Origin of the sequence: Luteibacter sp. 3190 (assembly GCF_031456385.1) — a bacterium.
GTDB lineage: Bacteria > Pseudomonadota > Gammaproteobacteria > Xanthomonadales > Rhodanobacteraceae > Luteibacter.
The window spans coordinates 544,254-569,945 of record NZ_JAVDUO010000002.1 but is presented as its reverse complement, the minus strand read 5'-3'; the positions used below and the strand labels follow the sequence as shown (position 1 = coordinate 569,945).

At 68.8% G+C, this 25,692-nt stretch carries 26 protein-coding genes and 1 other RNA gene; 5 read left to right on the top strand and 22 right to left on the bottom strand.

All coding sequences use genetic code 11. The features are described 5' to 3' along the window. Positions 1-19: 19 nt before the first annotated feature. From J2X58_RS12440 to J2X58_RS12430, 3 genes are all read right to left on the bottom strand, one after another. Positions 20-1,384, bottom strand: a complete 1,365-nt coding sequence (locus J2X58_RS12440) for a diguanylate cyclase (RefSeq protein WP_143070374.1) — start codon at positions 1,382-1,384, stop codon at positions 20-22. Between the two features lie 90 nt (positions 1,385-1,474). Further along, a complete protein-coding gene (locus J2X58_RS12435) occupies positions 1,475-2,656 on the bottom strand; it encodes a cation:proton antiporter (protein ID WP_310048547.1) in 1,182 nt (393 codons plus the stop codon). Between the two features lie 46 nt (positions 2,657-2,702). Next, a complete protein-coding gene (locus tag J2X58_RS12430; RefSeq protein ID WP_310048545.1) occupies positions 2,703-3,044 on the bottom strand; it encodes a hypothetical protein in 342 nt (113 codons plus the stop codon). 97 nt (positions 3,045-3,141) lie between these two features. Here J2X58_RS12430 and cysK point away from each other — a divergent pair, with 97 nt between their 5' ends. Next, positions 3,142-4,098, top strand: a complete 957-nt coding sequence (cysK, locus tag J2X58_RS12425; protein ID WP_090175324.1) for a cysteine synthase A — start codon at positions 3,142-3,144, stop codon at positions 4,096-4,098. 101 nt (positions 4,099-4,199) lie between these two features. Then, the gene (locus J2X58_RS12420) at positions 4,200-4,586 is read left to right on the top strand and encodes a hypothetical protein (protein WP_310048542.1); all 387 of its coding nucleotides are present in this window, start codon (positions 4,200-4,202) and stop codon (positions 4,584-4,586) included. A 429-nt stretch (positions 4,587-5,015) separates the two neighbouring features. On the opposite strand, the gene J2X58_RS12415 is transcribed toward J2X58_RS12420, so the two are convergent. The 11 genes from J2X58_RS12415 to J2X58_RS12365 all read right to left on the bottom strand — a co-directional run bounded on the left by J2X58_RS12415 (position 5,016) and on the right by J2X58_RS12365 (position 14,510). Further along, positions 5,016-7,808: an AAA family ATPase gene (locus J2X58_RS12415; RefSeq protein ID WP_310048541.1), complete on the bottom strand. Its 2,793-nt coding sequence runs from the start codon at positions 7,806-7,808 to the stop codon at positions 5,016-5,018. Next, entirely contained in the window at positions 7,801-8,508 is a 708-nt protein-coding gene (locus tag J2X58_RS12410) for a hypothetical protein (RefSeq protein WP_090056198.1), read from the bottom strand. Before J2X58_RS12410 ends, J2X58_RS12415 begins: the two co-directional genes overlap by 8 nt. Further along, positions 8,501-9,814: a hypothetical protein gene (locus tag J2X58_RS12405; RefSeq protein WP_310048540.1), complete on the bottom strand. Its 1,314-nt coding sequence runs from the start codon at positions 9,812-9,814 to the stop codon at positions 8,501-8,503. Before J2X58_RS12405 ends, J2X58_RS12410 begins: the two co-directional genes overlap by 8 nt. A 2-nt stretch (positions 9,815-9,816) precedes the next feature. Next, positions 9,817-10,413, bottom strand: coding sequence for a GTP cyclohydrolase I FolE (gene folE / locus J2X58_RS12400; protein ID WP_090056204.1), 597 nt, complete (start codon positions 10,411-10,413; stop codon positions 9,817-9,819). A 54-nt stretch (positions 10,414-10,467) separates the two neighbouring features. After that, the gene (gene rmuC / locus J2X58_RS12395) at positions 10,468-11,919 is read right to left on the bottom strand and encodes a DNA recombination protein RmuC (protein ID WP_310048539.1); all 1,452 of its coding nucleotides are present in this window, start codon (positions 11,917-11,919) and stop codon (positions 10,468-10,470) included. 26 nt (positions 11,920-11,945) lie between these two features. Further along, a complete protein-coding gene (gene rpiA, locus J2X58_RS12390; RefSeq protein ID WP_310048538.1) occupies positions 11,946-12,602 on the bottom strand; it encodes a ribose-5-phosphate isomerase RpiA in 657 nt (218 codons plus the stop codon). Then, the gene (locus J2X58_RS12385; protein WP_090056210.1) at positions 12,599-13,057 is read right to left on the bottom strand and encodes an EVE domain-containing protein; all 459 of its coding nucleotides are present in this window, start codon (positions 13,055-13,057) and stop codon (positions 12,599-12,601) included. The genes rpiA and J2X58_RS12385 overlap by 4 nt, the downstream gene beginning before the upstream one ends. Continuing rightward, positions 13,054-13,665, bottom strand: a complete 612-nt coding sequence (locus J2X58_RS12380; RefSeq protein ID WP_090056212.1) for a 5-formyltetrahydrofolate cyclo-ligase — start codon at positions 13,663-13,665, stop codon at positions 13,054-13,056. Before J2X58_RS12380 ends, J2X58_RS12385 begins: the two co-directional genes overlap by 4 nt. 110 nt (positions 13,666-13,775) lie before the next feature. Beyond that, positions 13,776-13,958: non-coding RNA, 6S RNA (gene ssrS / locus J2X58_RS12375), on the bottom strand. An 8-nt stretch (positions 13,959-13,966) separates the two neighbouring features. Then, positions 13,967-14,275: a cell division protein ZapA gene (locus tag J2X58_RS12370; protein ID WP_090056214.1), complete on the bottom strand. Its 309-nt coding sequence runs from the start codon at positions 14,273-14,275 to the stop codon at positions 13,967-13,969. Positions 14,276-14,285: 10 nt separating this feature from the next. Further along, complete coding sequence (locus J2X58_RS12365) at positions 14,286-14,510, bottom strand: TIGR02449 family protein (protein WP_036116258.1); 225 nt, start codon at positions 14,508-14,510, stop codon at positions 14,286-14,288. 114 nt (positions 14,511-14,624) lie between these two features. Here J2X58_RS12365 and J2X58_RS12360 point away from each other — a divergent pair, with 114 nt between their 5' ends. Continuing rightward, the gene (locus J2X58_RS12360) at positions 14,625-15,191 is read left to right on the top strand and encodes a UPF0149 family protein (RefSeq protein WP_090175331.1); all 567 of its coding nucleotides are present in this window, start codon (positions 14,625-14,627) and stop codon (positions 15,189-15,191) included. Next, positions 15,188-16,480 carry an aminopeptidase P N-terminal domain-containing protein gene (locus J2X58_RS12355; protein WP_090056218.1) on the top strand — a complete coding sequence of 431 codons (1,293 nt, stop codon included), beginning with the start codon at positions 15,188-15,190 and terminating at the stop codon, positions 16,478-16,480. The genes J2X58_RS12360 and J2X58_RS12355 overlap by 4 nt, the downstream gene beginning before the upstream one ends. A 79-nt stretch (positions 16,481-16,559) precedes the next feature. Here J2X58_RS12355 and cydX read toward each other — a convergent pair whose 3' ends face one another. Genes cydX through cydP form a run of 4 tightly spaced genes read right to left on the bottom strand, consistent with a single transcriptional unit; the run spans position 16,560 to position 19,636 of the window. Next, a complete protein-coding gene (gene cydX, locus J2X58_RS12350; RefSeq protein ID WP_310048534.1) occupies positions 16,560-16,697 on the bottom strand; it encodes a cytochrome bd-I oxidase subunit CydX in 138 nt (45 codons plus the stop codon). A gap of 11 nt (positions 16,698-16,708) precedes the next feature. Then, positions 16,709-17,839 carry a cytochrome d ubiquinol oxidase subunit II gene (gene cydB / locus J2X58_RS12345; RefSeq protein ID WP_310048533.1) on the bottom strand — a complete coding sequence of 377 codons (1,131 nt, stop codon included), beginning with the start codon at positions 17,837-17,839 and terminating at the stop codon, positions 16,709-16,711. 10 nt (positions 17,840-17,849) lie between these two features. Beyond that, positions 17,850-19,421 (bottom strand): cytochrome ubiquinol oxidase subunit I, encoded by a 1,572-nt coding sequence (locus J2X58_RS12340; RefSeq protein ID WP_310048532.1) that lies wholly within the window; start codon positions 19,419-19,421, stop codon positions 17,850-17,852. Next, a complete protein-coding gene (gene cydP / locus J2X58_RS12335; RefSeq protein ID WP_090056227.1) occupies positions 19,418-19,636 on the bottom strand; it encodes a cytochrome oxidase putative small subunit CydP in 219 nt (72 codons plus the stop codon). Before cydP ends, J2X58_RS12340 begins: the two co-directional genes overlap by 4 nt. Before the next feature lie 141 nt (positions 19,637-19,777). On the opposite strand from cydP, the gene J2X58_RS12330 reads away from it, so the two are divergent. Beyond that, positions 19,778-20,848, top strand: a complete 1,071-nt coding sequence (locus tag J2X58_RS12330) for a heparan-alpha-glucosaminide N-acetyltransferase domain-containing protein (RefSeq protein ID WP_310048530.1) — start codon at positions 19,778-19,780, stop codon at positions 20,846-20,848. A 108-nt stretch (positions 20,849-20,956) separates the two neighbouring features. Here the strand turns inward: J2X58_RS12330 and pepQ are convergent, their stop codons facing one another. The 4 genes from pepQ to J2X58_RS12310 all read right to left on the bottom strand — a co-directional run bounded on the left by pepQ (position 20,957) and on the right by J2X58_RS12310 (position 25,583). Further along, positions 20,957-22,279 carry a Xaa-Pro dipeptidase gene (gene pepQ, locus J2X58_RS12325; RefSeq protein ID WP_310048527.1) on the bottom strand — a complete coding sequence of 441 codons (1,323 nt, stop codon included), beginning with the start codon at positions 22,277-22,279 and terminating at the stop codon, positions 20,957-20,959. Between the two features lie 73 nt (positions 22,280-22,352). Beyond that, positions 22,353-23,009 (bottom strand): hypothetical protein, encoded by a 657-nt coding sequence (locus J2X58_RS12320; RefSeq protein ID WP_310048525.1) that lies wholly within the window; start codon positions 23,007-23,009, stop codon positions 22,353-22,355. 16 nt (positions 23,010-23,025) lie between these two features. Next, positions 23,026-23,373: a PilZ domain-containing protein gene (locus J2X58_RS12315; RefSeq protein ID WP_090056236.1), complete on the bottom strand. Its 348-nt coding sequence runs from the start codon at positions 23,371-23,373 to the stop codon at positions 23,026-23,028. Next, the gene (locus J2X58_RS12310; RefSeq protein ID WP_310048524.1) at positions 23,370-25,583 is read right to left on the bottom strand and encodes a DUF1631 family protein; all 2,214 of its coding nucleotides are present in this window, start codon (positions 25,581-25,583) and stop codon (positions 23,370-23,372) included. Before J2X58_RS12310 ends, J2X58_RS12315 begins: the two co-directional genes overlap by 4 nt. Positions 25,584-25,692: the final 109 nt, after the last annotated feature.

Sequence of the window (25,692 nt, the reverse complement as noted above, 5' to 3'; positions counted from 1 at the left end):
GTCGGTCGGGTCGTCGTCCTCAGCCGACCACGCAGCGATTGCGGCCGCCGTTCTTCGCCGTGTACAGCGCGAGGTCGGCGCGGTCGAACACGGACTGCGGGGTGTCGCCGGGCTGGAACTGCGCGAGGCCGATGGAGGCGGTGACGCGCACCGACTGGCGGCTGGCGTGGAAGGCCAGGTGCTGGATCTTGCCGCGCAGGCGCTCGCACACCTGGAGGGACTCGTTCTCGTCGGCGCCGTCGAACACCACGATGAATTCCTCGCCGCCGTAGCGGGCGACGAAGTCGCACGGCCGTACGTGCTTGAGCAACGCCTGGCCGATGATGCGCAGAACGGCGTCGCCGGCGGTGTGGCCGTAGGTGTCGTTGATGCTCTTGAAATGATCGATGTCGATCGCCGCGATGCTCAGCGGGCGCGACGTCGTCTGCCAGCTCTCGAACGCCGCCTCGATGCGTTTCTCGTAGGCGAGGCGGTTGGGCATGCCGATCATCGTGTCGGTCTGAGCGAGCTCGTGCTCGCGCTCGAGCGAGCGCTGCAGCGTGTTGCGCTCGGTCTCGAGCTGCTCGATGCGCTGGCGCATCTTTTCCGCGCGGGCGCGGTACGCGGTGAGGCGCGCGCCCTCGCGGTCGCGGAAATCGCGGAAACAGTGCGTGATCGTTTCGAGGCTGGCGTTCACGCGTTCGCGCAACTCGTGCACGTCGTCGATCTCGAGGGCGGCTTCGCCGAGCAGGCGCATCTCGTGCGCCACCGAGGCGTCGAGGGCCTGACCGTTCGCTTCGCCGTTCGACTGGTCGACCAGCTCGCGCGACATGTACTGGCTCATCTCGTCGAGACGGCCGGTCACGTGCCGCAGCACGCCCTGCAGCGCGTCGATCTCGCGTTGCAGGCCGAGGCGCTGTTCGTTGACGAGGTCGGCGAGCCGGTCGCCGCAGGCCGCCAGCGCCACGAGGTCGCCGGCGTCCGCCACGTCGTGGCGAAGGTCGTTGGCGCGGTCGGTGAGGCGCGGCATCACCACGATGCGGTCGACCAGGCGGCTCAGGGCCGACTGCACCGACGAGCCGTGCTCCGTGCGCTGCGGCCGCGTGATGGCGACCGAGCGTTCTTCGCGCGCGCCACGCGGCCGGTCGCCCAGGCTGTGGATGGCCTGCGCGAGTTCGTTGACCAGGGGCTCGAGCGCGATGGGCTCCATGGGGCCACCGAGCGCCGCCGAGAGACGTTCGATGTGCGGATCGACCTGATCGTGCGCGCCGTGCGCCACGCGACCCAGGCATCCGACGAGCTGGCGCAGCAGGGACTCCGCGGAGCGCCATTGCGCCTCCTCACGGGTCAACCGCTCCACGGCTTCGTGATACTTGCTTTCCCAGAGCTGGTTGTCCAAACGCACGTCCCGACCGTCGCGTAAGAGTCGATTCCGTCACATCATACGATGAAGCTTGCGAATTAGCTCAGGTTTCCCGGCCCGCCGGCCGGGCGGTCACACGAGCCGTTTCAGGCCCGGCTTCACGAACGGCATGGTGAGCATGGTGCTCGCCACCGCCATCAGCAGCAGGGCGGTGAACGTCTCGCTGCTGATCACGCGGCGGTCGAGCAGGATGTTGACGAAGATGATCATGATCAGCGCCTTGGTCTGCAGCAGCCAGCCGATCGTCCACGCGTCGCCGCGCGCCCAGCCGAGGATCCGGCCCGCGAGACCGACACCCGCCAGCTTCCCCGCGATCGAAGCGACCAGGAGCAGCGCCGCCGCGCCGAAGACGGCGGCACCGCCGACGGACCAGTTCGTGCGCAGCCCGGTCGACAGGAAGAAGACCGGCATGATCACGAGCAGCACGTGGTGGCGCAGCTTGTCGAGGTTCTCCAGCGTGAACCAGTCGCGGTCCATGACGGTACCGGCGAGGAAGGCGCCCACCATGTAATGCAGCCCGGACCAGTCGGCGCCGTAGCCGCAGGCGGCCAGCCAGACGAGGCCGACGTACCAGCGATCGACTTCCCTGAGGTGCGCCATCAGGCGTCGGAACAGCCACGCCGCCACGGCGAAGCCGATCAGGAACGCCGCCTGGTGACCCACGCGCTTCCAGTCGAGCAGGATGATCGCCAGCACGGCCCAGATGGCGATGTCGTCGAGGCTCGCGTAGCGCAGCACGCGCTGGCCGAGCGGTTCGCGCAGGACGTCGAGCTTCTCCATCAGCAGGATGAGGATGGGCAAGGCGGTGACCGCGCAGGCCATCCCGATGCCCAGGACGAACTGCCACGTGGTCGCCGTCTCGCCGATCCAGCCTTCCCGCCAGGCGAGCATGCCCATGGCGGCGAGGCATCCCGTCGCGAGCGGCGCGCCGAGCGCGAGCGCCGCCGTCGTGCCGCACTCGCGGCGCTGGCGCCACACTTCGCGCAGGTCGAGCTCGATGCCGGCGATCCACACGAACACCATCACCGCCCACCACGCGATGCCGTTGAGCGCACCGATGACCGGTGGCGCGAACACCGTCGTGTAGTAATCGGGAAACACCTTGCCCAGCACTCCGGGCCCGAGCACGATGCCCGTGACGATCTGCACGACTACCAGCGGTGCCCAATGGTCGGTGCGGAAGACGCGCCAGATCAGGTACGGCACGCCCAGAATGATCGTCATCGCGATCAGGAACAGCTCGGTCGTATTCATCCATCCCTCCCCAGGGTCGGCAGAGGGTAACCGAATCCCGTGACGGCTACATCGGTGGCTGCGCGAGTTCCTTCGCGTCGAGATAGCCGTCGTGGTTGCGGTCCAGCTTGTGGAACTGGTGGATCAGGTCGCGCTGGAATGCGTCGAGGTGGACCGGGCGGGCGCCGGGGCGGGTGGGGCCGTCGTTCGCGTCGAGCACTCGGTCGCCGTTGACGTCCATGCGCAGGAAGCCCTGGCTCATGTAACGCACGTATTCCGTTTCGTCGATGCGTCCGTCGCCGTCGGCATCCATCCAGCGCAGGTACTCGGACGGCGTGCGCGGAAACTCCTGCGCGGGCGCGGTGGCGGTCGCGAACAGGCCGAGGACGAGCAGGGGGAGGCGGGTCATGGGCGGGCAGTCTGCCTCATGCCCCGGGGGTTTGTCGCCCCGCGCTCGCTGGGAGTAGATTGAAGGGCTCCTACCTTTCCGCGACGGGATCGACGCCATGATCTACGACAGCATCCTCGACACGATCGGCCGCACGCCCATCGTGCGCCTGCACCGTATCGCCCCGGCCCATGTCACGCTCTACGCGAAGGTCGAATCCTTCAACCCGGGCGGATCGGTCAAGGACCGCCTCGCGATCGCCGTGATCCTCGACGCGGAGCGCAAGGGGCTGCTCAAGCCCGGCGATACCGTCGTCGAGGCGACCTCCGGCAACACCGGCGTCGCGCTGGCGATGGTCTGCGCGGCGAAGGGTTACAAGTTCGTGGCGACGATGGCCGACAGCTTCTCGGTGGAGCGCCGCAAACTCATGCGCGCGTATGGCGCGAAGGTGATCCTCACCCCGGCCGCCGAGCGCGGTAGCGGCATGGTGCGCAAGGCCGAGGAGCTCGCAGCGAAGCACGGGTGGTTCCTGCCTCGGCAGTTCCAGAATCCCGCCAATCCGGCCTACCACCGCAACACCACCGCGGCGGAGATCATGCAGGACTTCGCGGGCCGCCGCCTCGACGCGTTCGTCACCGGGTGGGGCACCGGCGGCACGCTCACCGGCGTGGGCGAGGTGCTGAAGGTGGCCCGCCCCGACGTGAAGATCGTGGTGTCCGAACCGACGGCCGCGCCGTTGCTTTCGGGCAAGCCGTGGTCGCCGCACAAGATCCAGGGCTGGACGCCGGACTTCGTCCCCGACGTGCTCAATCGCGAGGTGTTCGACCGGAACGTCCCGATCGACGAGGTGGTCGCGCGCGACACGGCCCGACGGCTGGCGCAGGAGGAGGGCATCTTCGTGGGCGTGTCCGCCGGAGCCACCGTCGCCGCCGCGCTGGAAGTGGCGAAGGACGCGGAGAAGGACAGCGTCATCCTCGCCATGCTCCCGGATACGGGCGAGCGGTATCTGTCGACGTTCCTGTTCGAAGGTGTGGAAGAAGGGACGGACCAGGCGTGGCTGGATAGCCTGCCCTGACGCGATGGGCGCCATTCTGGCGTCGTCGTCATGCGCGGCGCACGTTCGCGTCACGTCGCGCACGGCACGTTGGTCGCCTCGAACGAAGGAGGCCAACTGTCATGACATTTTTCCGAAGCAAGAGCGTGGGCGAAGGAATCCTCGGCCGCGCGCACCGGATCGCCGGTGCGGCGACGGGTCATCATCCGCGTGAAGCGCTGGGCGCCGCGCGCGAGTACGCCGGCCGCGCCGGGGCCCTCGCCTCGGACGCCTTCGTGGGCGCCGGTCGCGGCGTGCGTCGTCATCCCGGCGTGAGTCTCGCCGTGGGCATCGGCATCGGCGCGGCGATCACGGCCCTGCTCGTCGCGCGCCATCGTGCGCAGGTGCACCTGCGCGACGACCACGACGAACACGATCCCACCCGCCAGCGCCCCACGAACAGCGCGGGCGACGCGCTGGACGGCTCCGGCGAGGACAACCCGATCCCCGGCGAGAGCGGATATTACTGAGGTCCCGCCGATCCACTGTGGAAGCGGACCCGGCCGCGACAGCTTTTCGCGAAAGTGCTCAGGCCCTGCTGTTCACGGCCTCAGAAGATGTCGCGGCCAGGGCCGCTCCCACATGTCATCGGACCGCCGACGCGGTGGGAGCGGACCCGGCCGCGACAGCTTTTCGCGGAAGCGCTCAGGCCCTGCTGTTCACGGCCTCAGAAGATGTCGCGGCCAAGGCCGCTCCCACATGTCATCGGACCGCCGACGCAGTGGGAGCGGACCCCGGCCGCGACAGCTTTTCGCGAAAGTGCTCAGGCCCTGGTGTTCACGGCCTCAGAAGATGTCGCGGCCAGGGCCGTTCCCACATGTCATCGGACCGCCGACGCGGTGGGAGCGGACCCGGCCGCGACAGCTTTTCGCGAAAGCGCTCAGGCGCCCTTGTTGCCCTCAGGCCGCCGTGGCGCGGCGGCGTAGCACCGCCAACGGCTGCGCCCACACCGCGCCCGGCCGCCGCTTGCTCGTCACCAGCGTGAGCTCCGATGGCTGGAACACGTTCACGTTGTGCGTGGCGGGCGTGGTTAGGATGTACTGCGCACGCGTGCTCTTGAGGAACGCGCCCACCTTGTCGATGTTGAAGATGTCGAGGTGGGCGAACGGCTCGTCGATGAAGACGAAACCGCCGGGGCGGTCCTCGTCGCGCATCAGCGCCACGAGCAGCAGCAGCGACTTCATCACCTGCTGTCCGCCGGATGCCTCGCCGTCGTCCATGCCGATCCAGCCCTTCTTGTCGAACTCGAAGCGGACGTGCAGCGCGGCCGACGCGAGTGCCAGATCGTCGTTGCTGAGTTCGGGAAGATCGACGTCGACGCCGATGCCCGCCAGTTCAGCAAGCACCTTGAGGTTCTTCGCGTAGCGGCGCACGGTGTTGCGCAGCACCTGGATGTAAGCACCACGCGCCTCGTGCGTGATGCGCGACGCGCGCTCCAGGTGGATGCGGCGCTTCTCCAGATCCAGCTTCAGGCCTTCGTGATCGGACGAGAACTTCTCGCGCAGCGCGAGCACGCTCGGATCCTGTTCCCAGTGACCTTCGTCGAGACGCCGCTCCACGCGATCGATCTCGCGACGCACGGCGGCGGGCGATTCGTAGCGTTCCCGCAGCGCGGCCATGGCCACGCGGCCGCGATGGGCGAGCGGCACGTGGGCACGCTTCGCGCGATAGGCGCGCAGGCGGTCCACCTGTTCCGCGCGCAGCGTGTGGTGCTGGCGTACGGCATCGGCGAGCTGGCGCTGAACGTCGCGCTGTTCGCGCGCCGCGTTGTCGCGCAGGTTCGACGTGCGCAGGCGCTTCTCGCGCACGGCTTCGTAGTACGCTTCCGCCGCGACGTGGCTGTCGGCCGTGCGCTGCACGTCTTTGCGCAGGCGCGGCTGCTGTTCGCGCGCTTCGGCGAATTCGTCCGCGCGGTCGGCCAGCTGGCTGCTGGCGCTGGCGCCGCGAAGCACCGCTTCGGCGTCGCTGGCGCGCGTCAGGGCGTCCTTGCGCTCGCTGGCGATGTCGCGCAGGCGGGCCTCGATGTCGCGCAGTTTCGCTTCGCCATCGCGGAGCTGTCGCTCGCGCGCGCCCGCGCCGAAGTACATGTCGTCGACGCCGAGGTGGCGGCCACCGCGACGCTCGCGAAAGTAGCCCTGCGGGGTGATCCAGTCCTGGTCGCGGCCGACCTTCGCGCCGTCCGCCACGTCTTCGACGCGACGGATGCGGTCGAGGTTGCGCAGGAGCCAGTCGGGCGGCGCCGCCGAGAACGACACCACCTCCAGCAGCGAACCCGGTGTCGCCTTGCCGGCCGGTGCGCGATCCGCCACGACGAAATGCTTGTAGCGATGCTGCTCGCCGAGGCTCCAGGCCCTCTCGCGATCGCGCGGATCGTCGAGCAGCACCACGTGCCTATATCCCGCGAGGATCGCTTCGACCGCCGGCTGCCAGCGCGGCCCGTCGATCTCGACGATCTCGCTGAGCATGCTGTGACGGATGCCGGCATCGTCCAGCGCGCGGCGGAACGACGCCTCGAAATCCGGGGTGTAGCGACGGCCGCTTCGCCAGGCCGACAACTGGCTGGTCAGCGTCGCGAGATCCTGGCGCAGCCGGCCTTCTTCGGCCTGCAGCTGGTTGATGCGGGCGCGCGCATCGCGCGCGACGTCGGCGAGGCGTTCGTGATCGGCGCCGCCCTGCGCGGCCACCATCTCGCGCAGGCGCGTCTCCTGCTTGATCAGGAGGTCGTTCTGCGCGAGCTCGGCGCGCGCGGCGTCGAGGCTCTTCTGCGTCTGCTGGCGCGCGAGGTCGGCTTCGTGCTGTTCGGCACGCAGGCTCTCGCCACCCGCGTCGAGCTCGCCCAGCTGGCGTGTGAGCTCCGCATCGCGACGTTCGAGTTCCGCCACGCGGCGTTTCACGCCCGTGAGCTGCGGACGCGCGCCGCGGATGCCCGCGCCGAGATCGGCGAGTTCCGTGCGCGGCAGGACGTCGGCGACGAGGTCGACGCGCTCGGTCTTCAGCGCGTTCCACTCCTGGTACGAGCGGGCGCGTGCTTCGGCTTCCTGCAGGCTCACGCCGATCAGCGAAAGCTGGTGTTCGAGGCCGTGCTGCTCGCGATCGGCTTCCATCTGCTCGTTGCGGGCGCGCTGGTAATCGTCGAGCACGGCCTTGTCGCCGAACACGTCGAAGACGAGGTCGAGCAGCGCCTTGGGTGGCAGCTGGCAGAGCTTGTCCGTGGCGCCCTGTTCGAGCGTGAGCACGCGACGGATCGCCTGCGACAGGCCAGCGCCTTCGAGGCGCACGCGGTATTCGCGCAGGCCGAGGAATTCGCCGCGCGCTTCGATCTCCTCCACGCCGACGTCGCCGCCGAGCACGGCGTACTGACGCGTCCACTCGCCGCCCTTCTTCTGGATGCGGCAGGCGAGGGTCACCTCGCGATCCATCAGCGGGAAGAACGGCCGCTCGCCGCTGGGGCCCGGGACGTTGCCCACGCGTGCGCGCAGCCAGGCGAACGGCTTGCCGTTGTGGCGCAGGTAGCTCTTGTAGTCGCGGTTGCCGGCGCAGTCGATGGTCAGCAGCGTGCGCAGGGCATCGAGCAATGTGGTCTTGCCCGAGCCGTTGGGTCCGACGACGGTGACGATGTTCGTGTCGAGCGGGAGGCTGAAGCGCTGCCAGTAATCCCAGTGCACGACTTCGAGGCTGCGGAAATCAAACATCGGTGCTTTCCTCGGTCTCGTCGAGCGGCAGGTCGTCTTCGTCGTCGGTCGCGGCTGGCGCCGGCCGCGACGCGGCCTCGGCGAGCAGGTCGCCCAGCGCGCCATCGAGGATGCGCCGCGCCGTTCGCTCGTAGTCGAACGCGAGGTCGAGCAGCGGGCCTTCGGCCACTTCGCCCTTGCGACGGATGATGAAACCGAGGCGATTGAGCGTGCCGAGGTTGAAGCCGACGCGCGTCTTGCCGCCGAGCTTGTCGCCGAAATCGGCGAGCAGCGTGCGCTCGGCGATGACGGGCGAGATCGTCGGATCGCGCGGAATGGGTTTCTCCTCGGCGAACATCTGGCCCTGCGACGCCGCGGCTTCCGCATCCTGGCGCTCGACCTGGCGCTGCCGCTTCGGCAGCACGATCAGGGCCCAGATGACCACCAGCAGCGCGACGCCGTCGCGATCCAGCTGCAACGTGTTCGAGATCCAGCTGTCGCTGCCGCCGAAGACGGCGCGCTCGCTCTTCCGCGCCACGGCGAGGCCGATGTACGCGGCGTAGGGGTGTTCGCGCAGTTCGAGGCCGACGGCGTCGAGGCGGCGGTCGAGTTCCTCGCGGAACGCTTCGTCGAGCAGCGCCTTGCGTGCCTGCGCGTCGTCGCGCGGGAGCCAGCGTTGCGCGAGCAGGCGGGTGACCAGGCTGGCGGTTTCGTCATGCATCGGCAGTGTTGTCCTTCGCGGCGTCGCGCGGACGCAGGCGTCCGGCGCTCACCAGGGCGATCTGGGGCAGGTCGGTCTCGATCAGGCGCGGCTCGATCTCCAGCGCGAGCGGCAGGCGCGCGAGGTCGGCGGTGCCGCCTTCCAGGGCGGCCGACTCGGGATCGCCGAGCAGGCCGAGCAGCGAGAGCCGATAGGCGGAGAGCGCATAGTCGTCGCCGACGAGCGTGGCTTCGAGTTCGCGCGGCGCGTCGATCGCCGCCAGTTCCGCGTGCCAGTCCTCGAGGAAGCGCAGGTCTTCCTCGTCCATCGGCAGGTCGGCGGTGTCCGGCGGTTCCTCCGCGCCGGGCAGCGCGGTGCTCTCCGCGGCGAGGCGCTCGCGTTCGAGCAGTTCGAACTCGGCGACATCGAGCGCGATCTGGTCGTGGATGAAGGGCGCGGGCAGGGGCAGCAGCAACTGGCCGTCCTCGAACGACGCCAGCGTGTCGATGTCCTGCGCGCGGAGCCAGCCGACCAGGTCGGACGACGACAGGCCGGTGCGACCGAGGTGCACGCGGTGCTGGTCGATCTTGTTGAGTTCGCGCTGGAACGTGCCGGCCTGGCGCAGCAGCGCGCTCTGGGCGCGGCCGACCGCCTGGGCGAGCCGATGGGCCGCCGGTTCCAGGTCGTCCTTCTCCGTGATCGCCGCGACGACCTCGGTGCCTTTCTCGACCCAGGTCCAGACGGCGTCGAGGCGCTCGGCTGCGCGGCGGATGCGGTACTCGGACCCCGAGAGCACCGCGCGATCGAAGTCTTCCTTCAGCTCGGTGAGGCGGGACAGCAGATGGCCGAGCTCGTCGACCGACACGCGCCCCACGGCCTGCCCGGCGGCGAGCTGGGCGGTGAGGTAGCCGAGGCCGTCATCGTCGTCGTTCTCGAACTCGAGCATCGCCGCGATCGCGGCCAGCGCCTTGCGGCCCAGCGGACCGACGCGGTAGCGCATGGTCTCGCCGTCGTACACCAGCATGTCGTGGTCCTTCAGGCGCTGGACCACGGTCTCGAGCTTCACCGCGTCGACGAAGGCGAGGTGGTCGCGGATCTCCTGCGGTGTCCATTCGGTGGCATGCGGTCGCCCGCCGAGGGTGCGCAGCACGAGCAGGCGCAGCAGCACCTGCGCCTCGCCGCCGTGGAACAGCGCGGAGAACGCGCGCAGCAGCCCGCGCCCGCGCAACAGCGGGAAGACGGCGGGAATGTCCTCGGCGACGATGCCGTCGCGGAAAAGATCCTGCAGGCGCTCGTCGTGGACGGTGGTGTCGGTCGGTCCGCTCAAGGTCAGCGACGATCGACGCCGACGAAGCGGAGGAACTCGCTCCGTGTGCGCGGGTCTTCGCGGAAGCTGCCGAGCATCTGGCTCGTGACCATGGAGACGCCGCGCTTGTGCACGCCGCGCGTCGTCATGCATTCGTGGCTGGCGTCGATCACCACGCCGACGCCGCGCGGACGCAGCGTGTCCTCGATGCAGTGCGCGATCTGCGCGGTGAGTTTTTCCTGCACCTGGAAGCGGCGGGCGAAACCGTCGACGACGCGCGCCAGCTTGCTGATGCCCACGACGCGATCCTTCGGCACGTAGCCGACGTGCGCGCGACCGATGATCGGCGCCATGTGGTGTTCGCAGTGGCTTTCGAACTCGATGTCGCGCAGGACGATCATCTCGTCGTAACCGGCGACCTCTTCGAACGTGCGGCGCAGGTATTCGGCCGGATCCTCGTCGTAGCCCTTGAACCAGTCCGAATACGCCTTGACCACGCGCTTGGGCGTGTCGAGCAAGCCTTCGCGGGTGGGATCCTCACCCGACCAGAGCAGCAGCGTGCGCACGGCCTCCTCGGCCTGTTCGCGGGTGACCGGGCGGGACTTGGCGTCGTCGCTCATCGGGGTGCGTTCCTAAGCAGGTGCAAACGGTCATTGTACCGTTCTTCCCGCCGGTCAGTCCTCGGATGGCTCGGCCGGGGTGTCGGTGTCGTCCAGCCCCGGCACCAGGTCGAGCAGGGCCTGGCTCTCGTCGGAACCCAGCGACTCGACGCCACGGAGCTTGCGCTCGATGGCGCGGGTGCGGACGCCGGCGGTGTCGATGCTGTTGCGGACAGTGTCGAGCTGTTTGCGCGTCTTTTCCAGCACCGTGGCGAACTTGCCGAATTCATTCTTGACCGCCGCCAGCACATGCCAGACCTCGGACGAGCGCTTCTCGATCGCCAGGGTGCGGAAGCCCATCTGCAGGCTGTTCAGCAGCGCCGTCAGGGTGGTGGGACCGGCGACCGTCACCCGGTACTCGCGCTGGAGCTGGTCGGACAGCCCCGGTCGACGGATGACCTCGGCGTAGAGGCCCTCGGTCGGCAGGAAGAGGATCGCGAAATCGGTGGTGTGCGGCGGGGCCACGTACTTGCTGCGGATCCGCTTGGCCTCCTCGCGCACCCGCAGTTCGAGCGCCTTGCCGGCCGCATGCGCCGCATCGGCATCGGCGGCGTCCTGGGCGTCGAGCAGGCGCTGGTAATCCTCCACCGGGTACTTGGCGTCGATCGGCAGCCAGACGGGGGTTCCGTCGTCGGCGCCCGGGAGACGGATGGCGAACTCGACGCGCTCGGTCGAGGACGGGATGGTGGCGACGTTGGCGGCGTACTGCTCGGCGATGAGGATCTGCTCGAGCAGCGCGCCGAGCTGGACCTCGCCGAAGGTGCCGCGCGTCTTCACGTTGGTCAGCACGCGCTTGAGGTCGCCGACGCCGGCCGCGAGCGCCTGCATCTCGCCCAGGCCGCGCTGCACCGCTTCGAGCCGCTCGGAAACGAGCTGGAACGATTGCCCGAGGCGGGTTTCCAGCGTCGCCTGCAGTTTCTCGTCGACCGTGGCCCGCATCTGTTCGAGCTTGGCGGCGTTGTCCTGCTGGATCGCACCGAGGCGGGTTTCGAGCGTGGCGCGTACTTCGCCGAGCCGCTTCTCGTTCTCGGCCGTGAGCGCGGCGAAGCGCTGGTCGATGCCCTCGCCGAAGCGCTTCAGGGTGAGCGCGGATTCCTCGCGCGTCTTGCGTGAATCGTCGGCCAGCCCCTGGCGCAGCGACTGCAGGCCGGTGTCCGTGCGTTCGGTGAGCTGGTCGAGCCGCCGGCCGAAACCTTCGATGCGCTCGTGCTGGCGCTCGGCGGCGGCCGCGAGCTGATCCTGCACGTGCCCGCGGAACTGACCGAAGCTCTCGCCGAGCTCGCCGCGGCCCGCCCGCTGTTCTTCGCGGATCAGGCTTTCGAGACGGCGGTTGTCGTCACGCAGGGCGTCGAGGCGCGCGGCGCTTCCGTCGTCCTGTCGACCGCGGGACAGCAGGGCGAAGAGCAGGCCGAGGCATGCGAGCCCGACGACGAGCAGGGCGATGAGGAGCAGGGTTTCGAGCGTCATGGGGCGAGAGGATACAGCCCCTCGTCTCAGATCTCGCGATTGCCGACGATGACGACGTCCGCGGCGCGCTTCGCGAAGAGGCCGACGGTGACGATGCCGACGATCTGGTTGAGCTGGGCTTCCAGCTCGACCGGATTGGTGATGCGCCAGCCGTGCACGTCGATGATCCAGTTGCCGTTGTCGGTGACGACGCCGTCGCGCCAGACCGGCTGTCCGCCGAGCGCGACGATCTCGCGCGCCACCAGGCTGCGGGCCATCGGGATGACCTCGATCGGCAGCGGGAACGTGCCGAGCACGTCCACCTGCTTGCTCGCGTCGATGATGCAGACGAATTTGTCGGACGCCGCCGCGACGATCTTCTCGCGGGTGAGTGCGGCGCCGCCGCCCTTGATCAGGCGCTTGTGCGGATCGCACTCGTCCGCGCCGTCCACGTAAAGGTCGAGACGGCCGGCGGCGTTGAGATCGATGACGTCGATGCCGAGTTTGCGCAGGCGCTCGCTGGAGGCCTCGGAGCTGGACACGGCGGCCTTGATCCGGTCGCGGTACTGGGAGAGTTCGTCGATGAAGAAATTCACCGTCGACCCGGTACCCACGCCGATGATGCCGCCCTTGAAGACGCCGTTGCCGACGTAACGGAAGGCGGCGGTTTCGGCGGCGAGGCGCTTCTCGTTGTCCTGGCTCATGCTTTTTCCAGCTTGAGGATGAAATCCCAGTCGCTCTTGGCCACCGGCATCACGGACAGGCGGCTGCCTTTCTGCACCAGCGGCATGTCGGCGAGCTCGTCGTGGCCCTTCAGTTCTTCCAGCGAGATGGTGCGCGCGAGCTTGCGCTCGAACTTGACGTCGACCAGCATCCAGCGCGGTTCCTCGCGCTTCGCCTTGGCGTCGTAATACTTGGATTTCGGGTTGAACTGGCTCTCGTCCGGATACGCCGCGGAGGCGACCGAAGCGATGCCGACGATGCCCGGGACATCGGTGTTCGAGTGGTAGAAGAAGATCTTGTCGCCGACCTTCATGCCGTCGCGCATGAAGTTGCGCGCCTGGTAATTGCGCACGCCGTCCCAGGCTTCGACGCCCTTGCGCTTGAGATCGTCGATGGAAAACGCGTCCGGCTCGGACTTCATGAGCCAGTACTTCATGCCTCGCCGCCCGTGCAGTCGATCAGTTCCTTGTCCGTCGCGATGTAGTCGAGCGAGATGTCCCACTCGGCCGTCTCGATCGCGTCCAATTCCTGGAACGCGTAGCCGACACCGACGAGCAGCGGCTGCGCCGGACGCGGCTTGCCGCGCAGGAACTCGAAGCTGCGGTCGTAATAGCCGCCGCCGAAACCCAGCCGGTTGCCGCGGCGATCGAAGCCGAGGAGGGGCACCAGCACGAGATCGAGCTTGTCCGCCTCGACCACGTGTTCCGACGCCTTCGGTTCGGGGATGCCGAGCTCGTTGGAGTCGACGTCCTCGCCGGTGGTCCAGGGCGCGAACGTCAGGCGGCGCTTGCCGCCGGATTTGGTGACGATCGGCAGGTAGAAGGTCTGGCCGCGCTCGGCGAGCGGCGCGATGGCCAGGTTGAGCGGCAGTTCGCCGCCCGTGGCCCAGTAGCCGGCCACGTGCTTGTCGGTCAGGAATTCGGGCAACTGCTCCAGCGAATGGCGCAGGCCCTGGGCGGCGGCGACGCGCTCGGCCGGCTTGAGCTGCCGGCGTCGCTGCACGAGGTCGGCTCGGAGTTCACGTCTCTCGGGAAGCTTTGACATGGGTCGTTCAACGGAACGGCACAGGCAAGGTCGCCGTCGAGCCGCCACATCCGGTGCCGCGGATGGGACGCTGACCGGCCCCCCTGGGACCGATCGGCTGGAATGGAGAGGCGTTCTCCGCGATGCCGCTGCGCACCAAACGACCTTGATCCAAAGGATCAGGTGGGAGGGCTACGCGACTTCGAGGCTTTCCGTACGAGGCGGACATGCACAACAGTCACGAAAAGCCGACCCGGGGTCGTATGTAGGAACAAGGCAAATGTAAAGTGCGCTGGCGAACACCGCAGGGAACGCCTGAGCGCTATTTTACAGAGGCGTCGAGCAGACCATCAAGCTTTCTGCGCAGGGAGGCCAGCCCGTCGGTCAGCACCTGTTCCTGCGAGTCGTGCTCCTTCCGCAGCGTGAGCAGCTCGTGGGCGATGCTCACGGCCGCCAGCACGGCGATCCGGTCGAATCCGGGTACCTTGGCGTTGGATTTCAGCTCGCGCATCTTGCCGTCCAGGAACTGGGCGGCGGCGACGAGGCCGGGGCGCTCTTCCGGCGCGCACGCGATGTGAAATTCGCGGTCGAGCAGGCGCAGGGATACCGGTTCGCTGGCGGTGGCGTTCATGTCGTTGCGATCAGCCCGTGTTCTCGAGCGCCTTGAGGCGCTGGATCATCGCTTCCACACGGCTGCGCGCCTGTTCGTTGCGTGCCATGAGTCCCGCGCGTTCGTTCGCCAGCTGTTCCTGGCTGTGCCGCAGGCTGCGGTTTTCCTCGGTGAGGCGGCGAACGGTGTCGACGAGCCGGTCGAGCGTCGCGCTCAGGGCTTCCAGTTCGGTCTTGAAGGCATCCGGGTTCGTCATGGAGCGGACTATAACAGGAGGTCCGGCCCTGTCGGCATCCCGTGAAGGCGAACGCGTCGGCAGCGTGAAGGCCGGTGCATTAGACTTGGGTCTGAAATCCCTGGAGCACGTGCCATGTCGGCCAACCTGACCGTCGACCCCGAAGACATCGCCGAGCTGATCGGACGCTGCAAACTGTCCGTCTCGGTCAGCGAGTTCCATGGCTCGCTCGTCGGGTACATCGCCGGGGGCGGCCGGTTTCCCGGCGATTCGGTACTCGCCGCGCTCAGCCTCGAACCCGATCCGGCGCCCACCGCCGACGAAGAGGCGATGCTCAACCGCCTGCGGCACCAGACCGACGAATGGCTGGCCGACCCGGAACTGACGTTCTCCCCGTGGCTTCCCGACGACGACGCGCCCATTCCAGAGCGCGCCGAGGGCCTGGTCGACTGGATCCACGGCTTCCTGGGCGGTCTCGGGCTCGGCGGGTCGGTGGAGCGCAACCAGGGGATGAGCGACGACGCGCGCGAAGTCCTCAAGGACATGGCGTCGATCGCCGCGACCGAGTTCGAGTTCGACGCGGACGACGACGTGAACGACGAGAGCCTGACCGAGCTCGAGGAATTCGTGCGCGCCGGCGCGATGCTGCTCCATGCCGAGCTCAGCCGCGGCATGCCACCGGCGAACGACACCCTGCATTGATCGCGCCCGCCGAGTACGCCCGGCGGCGCCGGGAACTGATGCGCATGGCGGGCGAGGACGCGGCCCTGATCCTCGCCGCCGCCCCCGAGCGCATGCGCAACGCCGACGCGCCCTGGCCGTACCGCCAGGATTCCGATTTTCACTATCTGACCGGCTTCGACGAACCCGAAGCCGTGCTGGCGCTGCTGCCCGGCCGCGCGCACGGCGAGACGGTGCTGTTCTGCCGCGAGCGCGACGCCGAGCGTGAACGCTGGGACGGCGAGCGCATGGGCACGGACCGGGCGGCGCGCGAGCTTCGCCTCGACGACGCGTTCCCCATCGACGACATCGACGACATCCTCCCGGGGATGATCGAGGGAAGGGCGCGCGTTTATTGCCACTTCGGGCAGGAGCCCGATTTCGACGCCCGCCTGCTGGCCTGGATGCGCCGCCTGCGCACGGCGCGCGGTGGCGGTGTCGTGCCGAAGGACCTCGTGGCGCTGGGGCACCTGCTGCACGACCTGCGCCTGTTCAAGTCGAAGGACGAGCTGGCGCTCATGCGCCGGTCGGCCGAGGTCGCCGGCGCCGCGCACCTCGCCGCCATGGCCATCGCACGCCCCGGTGTCGCCGAATATGAGGTCGAAGGCGAGATCCTGCGCACCATCCGCAGCCGCGGCGCGGTGCCCGCGTTTCCGCCCACCGTCGCCGGCGGCGCCAACGCCTGCGTCATGCACTACCAGGCCAACCGCGCCACGCTGAAGGACGGCGACCTGCTGCTCGTCGACGCCGGCGCGGAAGTGGACTGCTACGCCTCGGACATCACGCGCACGTTTCCCGTGGGCGGGCGTTTCACGAGGGAGCAGCGCGCGCTGTACGAGATCGTGCACGAGGCGCAGCTGGCGGCCATCGACGCGGTCCGTCCCGGTCGCTCGTTCGGCGACGCGCACGACGCGGCGGTCCGGATCATCGCGGAGGGCCTCTGCGCCGTCGGCATCCTGCGCGGCGGCGCCGATCGCGTGATCGCCGAGGGCAGCTACAAGACGTACTTCCCGAGCAAGACCGGCCACTGGCTCGGCCTCGACGTCCACGACGTCGGCGACTACCGCATCGATGGCGAGCCGCGCGTCCTGGAAGAGGGCATGGTCGTCACCGTCGAACCGGGCATCTACGTTCCGCCGAACGACAAGCGCGTCGACGAACGCTGGCGCGGCATCGGCATCCGCATCGAAGACGACGTCGCGGTGACGAAGGGCGCCCCCGATGTGATGACCTCCGCGGTGCCGAAAGCCCCCGACGCCCTCGAACGCTGACACGTTGCCGCTGGCCGGTGGGCGCCGATCGCATCGGCGATCCCGCGGCAGCGGCAACGATCCGGGAACGCCGTATCCCTCAGGTCCCCTCGTGCTTCGGCATCGGATCGTTCTTCCGGCTCGCTTCGTCGTCGGAGTGCACCTCGTACCACACCGCGTTGAGGATGCCGAAGGCGCAGGCGAGGCCGAGGCCGAGTATCCAGGCGAAATACCACATGGCTTGCTCCTTCAGTACGTGCCGTGCGACTTGCGCACGTGTTCGAGGGTGACGCGGCCGCGCATCACGCGGTAGACCCAGCTGGTGTAGAGGAGGATCAGCGGGATGAACACGATGGTGACCGCGAGCATCAGCAGCAGCGTGCCGCGGCTGGACGAGGCGTCCCATACGGTGAGGCTCGATGTCGGATCGAGCGCGGACGGCAGCAGGAACGGGAAGAGCGCGAAGCCGGCGGAGAGGATCGTGCCGGCGACCGCCAGGCTGCTGCAGAAGAAGCCCGCGAAGCCGCGACGGCCCACGAAGAGCTGAAGACCCAGCGCGCCCGCGAAGGCGAGGACCGGCGCGGCCCAGAACCAGGGATGCTTCATGTAGCTGGCGAACCACGACGCGCCGATGGCCACCTGCTTGCCCAGCGGATTCGAGATCGCGTCGGTGGTCGCGGGTCCGGAGATCGCGAAGCCCGGGATGCCGTAGGCGAGCCAGATGCCGGCGACCACGAACAGCACGATGTACACGAGCGAAGCGATGCGCGCGACCTTCGCCGCGCGATTCGCGATGAGCACGTCGGCCTTCATCGCGGCCCAACTCGCCCCATGCGCCAGCAGCATGCTCAGGCTGACGAGTCCGGAGAGCAGCGCGAACGGACGGAACAGCTGGAAGAACGAACCATCCCACGTCATGCGCAGGTCGCCGTCGTAGCGGAACGGAAGGCCGAGGAAGAGGTTGCCGAAGGCGACTCCGCAGACCAGCATGACGATGGTCCCCGAGGCGATCAGGCAATAATCCCAGACGGTCTTCCAGCGTGGATCCTGCACCTTCTCGCGGAAGTTGAAGCCCACCGGCCGGATGATGAAGGCGACCAGCAGCACGAACATCGCGACATAGAGGCCGGAGAACGATGCCGCGTAGAGCAGTGGCCACGCCGCGAACACCGCGCCGCCGCCGAGGACGAACCAGACCTGGTTGCCCTCCCAGGTCGGCTCGATGGTCTCCAGCAACACGAGCCGCTCGTGGTCGTCCTTGCCCAGCACGCGCAGCAGCGCCGCGACGCCGAAGTCGAAGCCGTCCATGATGGCGAAGCCGATCAGCAGCACGCCGATCAGCGCCCACCAGATCACCCGCAGGGTTTCGTAATCGAACATGATGTCGTCCTCAGGCCGTCTGCGCGTGGGCGGGAATGGCATCCGGCCGCTTCGGCCACAGGCCGAGTCCGTCCGGACCCTTGCGGGCGAACTTCACCATCAGATAGCCGTCGATCACGGCGAGCGCGGTGTAGAACAGCACGAAGCCACCGAGCGAGATCCACACCTGTCCGGGCGTGAGCGACGATGCGCCCAGCGCCGTCGGCAGCACGCCTTCGATCGCCCACGGCTGGCGCCCGTATTCGGCGACGATCCAGCCCAGCTCCGCGGCGACCCAGGGCAACGGCAGGCTCCACAGCGCGACATTGAGGAACCGGCGTCCCTGCAGGCGCCGCTTGCTGGCGAGCCAGAACGCGTACGCGAACAGGCCGATGAAGTACAAGCCGCACGCGACCATGACGCGGAACGACCAGAACAGCACGGGCACGTTCGGGATCGTGCTGTCCGCGGCCTTCTGGATGTCCTCGGGCGTCGCCTTGCGCGGATCGTCCATGAAGCGCTTCAGCAGCAGCGCGTAGCCCATGTCCTTGTCGTGCGCGGCGAGGATCGCGGCGGCCTGCGCGTCGTTCCGGTTCTCGCGCAGCACGAGCATCGCGTCGTACGCCTTGATGCCGTCGGCGATGCGGCCCTTGGCGTCGTCGACGAGCTGGGCGATGCCGAGAATCGGTTCGTCGACCGAGCGCGTGCCGATCAGGCCCATGATCCAGGGCACGCGGATCGCACCGTGCGTCGTGCGCTCCTTCACGTCGGGCAGGCCCACCAGGGTGAACGACGCGGGCGCGGGCTCGGTCTCCCACATGGCCTCGATGGCCGCCATCTTCATCTTCTGGTTTTCCGAAACCGTGTATCCGGACTCGTCGCCGAGCACGACCACGGAAAGGGAGGCGGCAAGACCGAAGCTCGCGGCGACCGTCATCGAGCGTTTGGCGAAGTCGACGTTGCGGCCGCGCAGCAGGTACCACGCGCTGATCGAGAGCACGAACATCGCACCCATCGTGTAACCGGCGCTCACCGTGTGCACGAACTTCGACTGCGCGACGGGATTGAAGAACACCTCCTTGAACGAGGTGACCTCCATGCGCATCGTCTGCGCGTTGAACGCCGCTCCGACGGGGTTCTGCATCCATGCGTTCGCGATGAGGATCCACAGCGCGGACAGGCTGGTGGCGAGCGCCATGAACCAGGTCGCCAACATGTGCTTCAGCGGCGTGATGCGCTCCCAGCCGAAGAAGAAGATGCCGACGAGCGTGGATTCGAGGAAGAACGCCATCATGCCTTCGATGGCCAGCGGCGCGCCGAAGATGTCGCCGACGTAGTGCGAGTAATAGGCCCAGTTCGTGCCGAACTGGAATTCCATGGTGACGCCGGTGGCGACGCCCATGGCGAAGTTGATGCCGAAGAGCACGCCCCAGAACTGGGTCATGCGTTTCCACACCTCGCGGCGGGTCATCACGTACACGCTCTCCATGATGGCGAGCATGAACGCGAGGCCGAGGGTGAGGGGCACGAAGAGGAAGTGGTAGAGCGCGGTCAGCGCGAACTGAAGGCGCGACAGGCCGACGACATCGGGGTCGACGATCATGGCGGGTTTCCCTGGCTGGAGGCGGAGGCCGGTGCGAGGACACGGTCCATGCCCGCGGGCGAGACATCCGCGCGGGGCAGGGGCCGGATGGCCACGTACCAGATGAGCATGAGTACGGCGATCTTGGCGACGACGATGAAGGAGAGCTCCAGCGCGAGCCTCCCCAGCGGCTTGTCGCGCCAGCGACGGCGCGCGGGTGGACTGTCGACGACCATCGGTGCGACTCCATCGTTCGATACGAACGTGACCCCGGCATCGTACGGCCGGGCAGCCCCATGCGATCCATGACCGATTGTCGCAACCGGCTGACCGCGTATCCTTCGAACCTGCCCCTTTCGCCTGAAAATAGTCCCCGGATGACTCACCGTAAAGTGCGCCTTGCCTCCGTCGATGTCCTGCGCGGAGCGACCGTCGCGGCGATGCTGCTGGTCAACGATCCCGGCGACTGGGGCCACGTCTGGTGGCCCCTCGAACATGCGGCGTGGAACGGGTGCACCCCGACCGACCTCGTCTTTCCCCTGTTCCTTTTCATCGTTGGCGTATCCGTTTCGCTGGCGATCGGAGCGCGCGTCGCGACCGGTGCACCGAAAGCGCCCTTGCGCCGTGCGGCGATCGGTCGCGCGGCGCGGATCGTCGGCCTTGGCCTGTTGTTGAACGTCGTCGCGTGGCTCGCCATACCGGAAGCGCATCTGCGAATTCCCGGTGTCCTGCAGCGGATCGGCGTGTGTTTCGCCCTGGCCGCGCTGCTCGCCGTCGACACGGGGCCGCGCCTGCGCGACGCCGTGCTCGTCGTCCTGCTGGCGGGTTACGGGGCGCTGCTCCTGGCCGGCGGCATGGAGCCGTGGACCAATTCCGTCAGCCGCGCCGACTCGGCGATCTTCGGCGCCTTCGTCTACGCGATCGATCCGGCCACCGGGCGCGGGCATGATCCGGAGGGCCTGCTGGCCACGCTACCCGCCCTGGCGACGACGCTGCTGGGCATGCGCGCGGGCACCTGGCTCGCCGCTGGCGACACGCGACGGCTCGTCGTCGCCGCGATCGCCTGCCTCGTGCTGGGCTGGATGGCGCAGTGGCTGTGGCCGTTCAACAAGAACCTGTGGACGCCGAGCTACGTGCTCTGGACCGGCGGCTGGTCGTTCGCGCTGCTCGCGCTCGTGCACGTGCTCGTCGACGAACGCGGCTGGCGCCTGCCGGGCAGGGCGTTCGGTGTGAACGCGATCGCCGCGTATGCCGGGTCGGGGCTGATGGTCTACCTGCTCATCGCGCTCGGCATCGCCCCGTGGCTTTACCGCGTCGCGTTCGCCTCGTGGATGACGCCGCTCTTCGGACCGTATGTTCCGTCGGCGGCGTGGGGCGTGGCGTTCGTCGCCGTGTGGTGGCTGATCGTGCGATGGATGGAGCGGCGGGCGATCTACCTGAAGATATGATGCCCGTGGGAGCGGACCTGGCCGCGACGGCTTTTCGCGGAAGAGCGCAGGTCGTGCCGCTCCTCGCGAAAGGCTGTCGCGGCCAGGGCCGCTCCCACAGGGCCGGGCTTATAACGACGCGAACGCGTCGCGCGTCAGGTTCTCGGGTTCGCCCGCGGTGCACACCACGTCATCCTCGATGCGGATGCCGCCGTACTTGCGGAAGGCGTCGACCTTCGCCCAGTCGATGTCGTTCGAGAACGGCTTGCCCTTGAGTTCGGCCAGCAGCATGTCGATGAAGTAGATGCCCGGCTCGATGGTCACCACCATGCCCGCCTCGAGCTGGCGCGTGAGGCGCAGGTAGGGATGGCCGTCGGGCTTGGCGATCGTGCCACCCGTTTCCGAGGCCTGGAAACCGCCCACGTCGTGCACCTGCAGCCCGATGCCGTGGCCGAGGCCATGCGGGAAGAACGCGGACGAGACACCGGATTCGACGGCGCTTTCCGGGCTCATGCGGATGAAACCATGGTCGCGGAGCACGCCGGCGAGCACGTGGTGGGCGTGCACGTGGAGCTCCGGATAACTCTGCCCGGCGCGCACCTTCGCCGCGAACGAACGCTCGGCGTCGTCGACCGCGTCGATCAGCGCCTGGAACTCGCCGGCATCGCTGCTGGCGTAGGTGCGCGTGATGTCGCTGGCATAGCCAGAGGCGCTCGCGCCCGCGTCGATCAGGAACGAGCGGCTCTTCGCCGGGGCGCTGCGGTCGAAGTTCGTGTAGTGCAGCACCGCACCGTGCTCGTTGAGGCCGACGATGCTCGCGTACGGCAGCTCGGCGTCGATCTGGCCCACGGCGGTGAGGTAGGCGAGGTGGATGCCGAACTCGCTCTCGCCGTTGCGGAACGCGTGCTCGGCCGCGCGGTGGCCGCGCACGCCGCGACGGCTCGCCTCGCGCATCAGTTCCAGTTCGTAAGGCGTCTTGTACGCGCGGTGGTAATGCAGGTGGTCGATGACGGCGGGCGGGTTGTTCGCGCAGACGTCCTGCAGGTCGCAGTACTGGTCGCCGATGATCGCGCAGCGCGAGAGCATGGCCGGCAGCTCGGCGACCGCGTCCGCGGGCTTGCGCACGATGACGATGTCGAAGTGGTCGACCCAGTAGCCGGTCGGGGCTTCCGGCACCACGTGCCAGTAATCGCGCGGCTGCAGGAACACCAGCTTCGGCTTCTCGCCCGGCGTGTAGACGAGCCAGCTGCCCGGGGCATCGGTCAGCGGCAGCCAGTGCCTGAAATGCGGGTTCGTGACGAACGGGTAATCCTGGTCGTCGAGGAACTTCGTGATCGGGCGGCCCGCCGGCACCACGAGGTGATCGAACCCGCCGCGCGCCAGCGCGGTGTCGGTGCGCTCGCGCAGCGTGGCGAGGTGCTGGGGATAAAGCGCGGCCAGCGCGTCGTTCATGGGGGACTCCGGGGACGTGGGGCAAACCGCAATGGTGCGCCTGTCGGGACGCGGAGCCAAGTCCGGGCGGGCCTCAGGATCGTGCGAAGACCACCGTGTAATCGCCGGCCAGGTCGCCGAGGCGGTGGCGCAGCGCGGTGGCGGCATGCGCGTTGCCCTTGCCGAGCAGGCCCTGCAGGTGGGCCCCGTAGAGCGTGATCGCGTAGTGGCCCACCGCGAAGTCGTGATCCGGCGAGCGCCACAGGTGGAGCGGCGTCCACGTGGCGCAGGACGGGCAGGCGACGTATGCGGAATCGGGCGCGTCGCACCACACCGCGAGGGCTTCCTCCAGCGCCTCGCTGCCGTCGTCGCCCGGCGCCAGGCGCTCGCCGCATTCGGGACAGCGGATGGAGAAGCTGCCGTCGTAGCGGCAGAAGATGCCGTTCTCGCGGCCGCCGTCGATGAGCTCCGCGCCGCCGCGACCGTCGCCGCGCCAGCGGTGTCCGCTCGCGTGCAGTCCGATCGCCTGGATGCCGGTGTCGGCGACGAAGCGTTCGTCGAGCACGCGGAACCGGGCTTCCTCGTCGTCGCTCGGCTGCGCGGCGATCGTGCCGTCGCCGACCAGGTGCAGGTACAGGTCCATCGCGGCCGCGGCCGCGTCGTCGCGCTCGAGGTCCGTGTCGACCAGAATGGTGGTGGCATCGCTCATGGTGAGCGATGGTGACGCCCCGCGTGGTTCGTCGTAAAGCATGGTCCGCGCCTTTCGTTCAGTCCGCCGGTGGGCCGATCCACTCGTCGATGGCGCGCACGTCGTCGTCGCTGGCGGCGACGATGCGATAGCCGGCCCAGAACTGGCCGTTGGACGCCGCCGGCTCGTGCCACTGTTCCTGGATGCCTATCTCGACCCGATGTTGCCGGTGGTGGGCGTCATGCAGCGTGAAGACGATCTGGTAGACGGCGCCGTCCCGCGGCTTCGCCTTCACGAGCAGCATCACGCCGGTCGCGGAGAGGTTGCCGAGCTGGCCGATGTCCTGCTCGGTGAACCAGTTCTTCACCGCGATGGGCGCGGTGGCGCGCTTGCGCGGCGCGCGGCGCTGTTCGGCTTCGCGGATCATGCGTGGCCCGCCATGCGTTCGCGCACGCCTTCGCGGCGCAGGTTGCGCGCGACGGCCCGCCAGGCGCGGTCGACGATCGACAGCCGCTGTTCCTTCCATTCCCGCGCCTCGCCGTTCGCCATGAGGCGCGCCAGGCGGGTGAGGTCGACGTCCTCGGTGCGCGCGCCGCGCTGGTTCACGAACAGGCAGCGGCCCGTCGTCGGCGAGAACCAGGCGAGCTTGCGCAGCACGATGCCGCCGTCCGGCTGGACGAACTCGAACCACGTGCCGAAGCGCAGGCTGGCGAAGCCGTCGTGGATGGCCCTGGCCGCGGGGTCTAGCGGCGTGGGCACGACGGGCGCGGCGGGCTCGCCATGCGCGGTGCCTTCGCCCAGGCGCGGGCGCTGCTTGAGGCGCACGGCGACGTCGGTCGGCGTCAGGCCATCGTCGTTCTGCCGTTCGGCGGGCTCGAAGACACCCGCCGCGACCTGGGCCGCTTCCGACGGATGCATGCCTAGGTGTTCGAGGCCGCGCTCGACGTCCGAGCGGAGCTTGTTCGCATCGGCGATCGGACGGCGACCGAGCAGCTGGTCGGTGACGCCGAGGCAATGCAGGAACGCCTCGCCGTTCTCGCCGCCGCGCAGGATGTGCAGCGCGAGCACGTCGGCCCACGTGCGCTCCAGCAGGATGCGCAGCACGCCGCGTGGTGCCGCGCCGCGCACCATGCGTTCGGCCATGATCTCGGCGGCGCGCTGGCGAGCGCGCTCGAGCCGGTCGCGACCTTCCATCGCCTCGATCTGGCGACGTTCCGCCACGTGCGCCTTGCGCGAGAGCATGGCGATCTGCTGTTCGATCTCGGCGCGCCACTCGGGATCGATCACCTGCGCGCTGCTGGCTTCCACGACGAGGCGCTCGAGGCGATCCACGAGCGCGGCGTCCGGCTCGCCTTCCGACGGATCGAGCCAGTGATGCGCCGCCTCGCTCACGGTGTCGAGCAGCTGGCGCGCGGGATGTTCGGCCTGGTCGAAGAAACCGCGATCGTTCACGGCCGCCCGCAGCATCGGCCATTGCAGGCCGCCGAGCACGGCGCGGCCGGGGCTGGTCACGGCGATCTGTTCGCCCAGGCTTTCGAAGAGCCGCGCGGTCAGCTCGACCGTGTCGCCCTGCTCGATCGTGAGTTCGGCGGGCGGCGAGCCCGCCGGCCGGCCACGATTGAGCTGGTTGAGAAGTTCGTCGCGCAGCGCCTGCGCGCTGCGGATCTCGCGCTGCGCGGCATCGGTGACGTCGGTGACGTGACCCTGCAGGGCGAACAGCGCCGTCTGCAGCTCGTCGTCGGAGGCGAGCCGGCCCGGCGCGAACCCCGCTCCGCGGCTGGTCTCGACCCGCGAGGCGAGCAAGGCCCGCAGCCCCTCGAGCACGCCGATGTTGCCGTCCACGGCCGCGCCACCCCCGCTGCCGCCGCCCGCGCCGGTGCCCCCGCCCGCGGCGACGGTTTCGCCGGCTTTATGGCGTTCGGACGCCGGCGTCGTGGCGACGCGCACGTTCGGGTAGACGCGGAATCCGGGAAGGATGCCGCGGGTGCGGTAATGCTCGTTCAGTGCGCCGTAGAAGGCCTCGCCGTGGGCGAGCACGTGGGCGTCGATCGCCTGGAAGAGCAGCAGCCGGTGCGCGCTCGACAGCGGCATCGGCTCGACGGCCGCCTGCAGCGCCGCCGTGAGCGCGCGGGGTCCGGCGGGCAACGCCTCGCCCTCGAGCGGCGGCGTGCCGGCGAGCACCGCCAGGCGATAGCCGAGCTCGAACAGGCTGCTGGCACTGCGCGCTTCGCCCCGCGACGCCATGCTGGACAGCGCATCCGCCTGTTCCTGCTCCTCGGGATCCACGAGGCTGAGGGTCAGGTGCTCGCTCGCGGTGGCGGGCTTCGCGTCCACGACGTCGCCCAGGCGACGGAAGCGTTCCGACAGGTGCGAGGCGAAGCGGTTGCGGAAGCCGGGACCGTCGCGCTCGACGATGTGACGGCTCTCGAAGCACGCCTGCTGTTCGAGATGGTTGCGGCTGCCTTCCGCGGCGGCGAACAGTCGATGGTCGAAGTCGCGCAGCGCTTCGCGCAGCGGCGAATCGAGCCAGGTCAGGCACAGCGACAGACCCTGCTGCGCTTCGCGTTCCGCACGCGGCGACAGGGCGACGGGATGCGGTCCCGTCCGGCCGTACGGCGGCTGCGTGCCTGCGCTCATGCGAATGCGGTCCTCCCCGACCTTCGCCGTAAGTTTAGGTGGCGACGCCACGGGCGCGCCAGCGGCGTGGCGGCCCGCTTATGGCTTATGGCGATAGGAATAGGGCGAC